This window comes from Psychrobacter sp. Ps6 (assembly GCF_022129235.1).
GTDB lineage: Bacteria > Pseudomonadota > Gammaproteobacteria > Pseudomonadales > Moraxellaceae > Psychrobacter.
This window is the reverse complement of record NZ_JADQAI010000047.1, coordinates 1-2,971: the sequence shown is the minus strand read 5'-3', so window position 1 is coordinate 2,971 and position 2,971 is coordinate 1. Positions and strand designations below refer to the sequence as shown.

Sequence of the window (2,971 nt, the reverse complement as noted above, 5' to 3'; positions counted from 1 at the left end):
AGGATCCCACGCTTCTTCTTTAATATTGTTCATCGTTAACGCGGCGCCATCACACAAAAGTTCTATGACTTTCGCTGTAACATTTTCTCCTTTAAGCATGACTTGGTGTGCCCATACCATATGGTTTAAGCCCGCAAAACGAAGCTGAACATCGGCAAAATCGGCTTGTAACATAGTCGCAATCATATGATGCATAGTAACAGGAACGTTACATAGACCGATAATTTTAGCTTTTGTAAATCGCGATACCGCTTCTGTCACAATGCCTGCTGGATTCGTAAAATTAATAATCCAAGCGTTAGGGGCGAGTTGTTCTACTTTTCTTGCTATGTTGATCATCACCGGAATGGTACGTAGTGCTTTAGCAAAACCGCCCACCCCTGTTGTTTCTTGGCCTAGCAGCCCATATTTTAGACCTAAACGTTCGTCTGCAGCGCGTGCAGGTAGTTGACCTACTCTAAATTGGGTTAGAACATAGTCGGCACCTTTGATGGCAGGGTCTAATTGATAATGAACACTGACAGTCACTTGTTCAAGGCCATTTTTATCAAGCATTCGGCGAGTAAGCCCTGCAATAGTCTCGACTTTATTACGGCCTTGCTCAATATCTACTAATGCAATTTCATGTAGTGGAATTTGCTGCCAGCGCTGAATAATACCCTCAATCAATTCTGGTGTGTAACTGCTGCCGCCACCGATAATGGCAATTTTTGCTGTATTCATAATATGTTCCTTTTGCTTATCAATGACGTGTTATAGATGAGCGGTACGACGATATAACTCAATAACATCTTGTGCTAAATCGTAAATAACCATGGCATTCATCAAGTGATCTTGGGCATGAACAGTAATAAGGGTGACAGGTAGCTTGCCACATCCTTCGTCGACACCGATGAGCTCTGTTTGAATTTTATGCGCATCATTAATGGCATCTTTTGCATCGTTAAGTAGTAGTTGAGCCTGTTCTTGCTCATTTTTCTTTGCCGCTTGAATGGCTAGTAGGGCGCAACTACGAGCATGACCAGATGTCACTAATAATTCCATGATCATTGCTTCTAATGTCGATTCATCAATAGAAGCCGTTGTTGTAAATGTTGTCATAGTAAAATCCTTCTTAATTTAATGATGCTTTCATGGTTGTTGTTTCTGCTGTGCTATCGAGTTGCTCCTGATCAGTAAGTTGCTTTTCATAAGCTTTAAAGAACGGGTACCAGAGGACGGTATCGACTAGCATTAAAACAAGAACCAAAATAAATGCCCTGTAATCCCAGGCTGCTGAAATCATGGCGCCAATTGGAGCTGGTGTTGTCCAAGGAGCCATTGCAATCATTTTTTGCACTAAATTGAGGTGCAGTGCAAAGTAGGCAAGAGTGGCATTGACCATAGGGATGATGATCAATGGAAAGAACATCAGAGGGTTCATTACAATAGGAGAACCAAAAATTAAAGGCTCATTGATGTTGAAAATGGCTGGAATAACGCTGAGTTTACCAATGGTTTTTAAATGGACTGAGCGACTACGTAAATATAAGAAAGCTAAAACTAACGTTGAACCTGAACCACCAACGCAGATGTAAAAAGACCAATAAGGTGCGGTTAGAACTTGAGTTGTTGCCATCCCTTTTGTCATTAATGCGGCATTTGTAGCTAGATTTGCCATAAAAATAGGGTTTAGAAGACCCGTTACAATGTTATCGCCATGAATACCTGCAAACCAAAGTAGATTGGCAATTAATAATGCAATTAAGATAGCGGGTAAGGTATCGCCCATTGCAACTAATGGTTGGAAGAGTTTCATAATAGCTGCAGGGAGTAAAAGGCTGTACTCACTTTGTAAAAATAAACTGACTGGATATACCGTTAGCATGATTCCGATAACGGGGTAGAGCAATTCAAAAGAACGAGCAATCGCCGGGGGAACTTGCTCTGGCATTTTGATAGTAATGTTATATTTTTTAAGTAAATGAATCAGTTCGACAGACCATAAAGCACAGATGATGGCTGTAAATACACCTTCACCGCCTAAGAAATCCATGGACATGGTGTTGTTTACTTGAGGGGCCGCTGCTAGTAAAAATGCCATTAGGGAGAGCATCGCAGCTGTCAAACCATCTAATTTATAATATTTTGCTAAGCTGTATGCCGTACCTAAACTGACAAAGATTCCCATCAATCCCATTGTCATAAAATATGGCATAGTGATGGTATCCCAGTTATTTTTAGCAAAACTCACCCAGAGTTGACCGAAAGAAGAGGTGGTATCTGCATCAAAGGGGGGATTGGCAACGATCAGCATAATACTGCCAACAATTAAAAAAGGCATTGCTGAAATAAAACCATCACGAATAGCAATAATATGGGGCTGACTTCCTATTTTTGCGGCAATAGGAGCAATATGTTTTTCAACTATTTGCATCATTGATGTGTAAAGGCCCATACGAAACTCCTAGATGTAAAAGGCCTACGAGTACTTATATGAACAGTACTCGTATTGGGATCTGAATAATGGGTTCATCAATCAGAACGAAATAATATGTCGATGAGATAAGTGAAGTTGAATATTATTTATTAAGGTTAAATAATGAAAATAAACTTATCTTTATGATGTATAAAAGCAGTGCTTATTTATTGATAAGTAGAGTTATTCAATAAGAGAGAGGGCGTGCTGTAATACTTTATCACCACGCATAGTTCCGTAGTCCATCATGTTAATAACATCCACAGGCTTATTTAGTGGACGAGCCAATTCTTCAATTCGAGCCAGCTCATACTTCACTTGTGGACCGAGTAAAACAACATCGTAATGAGGGAGTTGTTCTTCTATATCCGCAATTGAGATCGCATTGATTTGAACATCCAAATCTGAAACTGTTGCCGCTTCGACCATTTTTTTAACCAGCATACTTGTAGACATTCCAGCAGCGCAGCAAAGTAAAATCTTATTCATGTTTCATTCCTTTTTTATTCTCTC

Annotated in this window: 3 protein-coding genes and 1 pseudogene; all 4 read right to left on the bottom strand. The window is 39.9% G+C overall.

Annotated features, from left to right (window positions below):
* Positions 1-723, bottom strand: a pseudogene (locus tag I3255_RS13530) (6-phospho-beta-glucosidase); the annotation flags it as partial.
* Between the two features lie 30 nt (positions 724-753).
* Complete coding sequence (locus tag I3255_RS13525) at positions 754-1,101, bottom strand: PTS lactose/cellobiose transporter subunit IIA (RefSeq protein ID WP_154140801.1); 348 nt, start codon at positions 1,099-1,101, stop codon at positions 754-756.
* Positions 1,102-1,114: 13 nt separating this feature from the next.
* A complete protein-coding gene (locus I3255_RS13520) occupies positions 1,115-2,437 on the bottom strand; it encodes a PTS sugar transporter subunit IIC (protein WP_238039272.1) in 1,323 nt (440 codons plus the stop codon).
* 204 nt (positions 2,438-2,641) lie between these two features.
* The gene (locus I3255_RS13515) at positions 2,642-2,947 is read right to left on the bottom strand and encodes a PTS sugar transporter subunit IIB (protein ID WP_154140799.1); all 306 of its coding nucleotides are present in this window, start codon (positions 2,945-2,947) and stop codon (positions 2,642-2,644) included.
* Positions 2,948-2,971: the final 24 nt, after the last annotated feature.

Bases quoted from the DNA above. Each gene is read 5' to 3' on its own strand.
- I3255_RS13520 (WP_238039272.1), bottom strand. From the start codon at position 2,437: ATGGGCCTTTACACATCAATGATGCAAATAGTTGAAAAACATATTGCT.
- I3255_RS13515 (WP_154140799.1), bottom strand. From the start codon at position 2,947: ATGAATAAGATTTTACTTTGCTGCGCTGCTGGAATGTCTACAAGTATG.
- I3255_RS13525 (WP_154140801.1), bottom strand. From the start codon at position 1,101: ATGACAACATTTACAACAACGGCTTCTATTGATGAATCGACATTAGAA.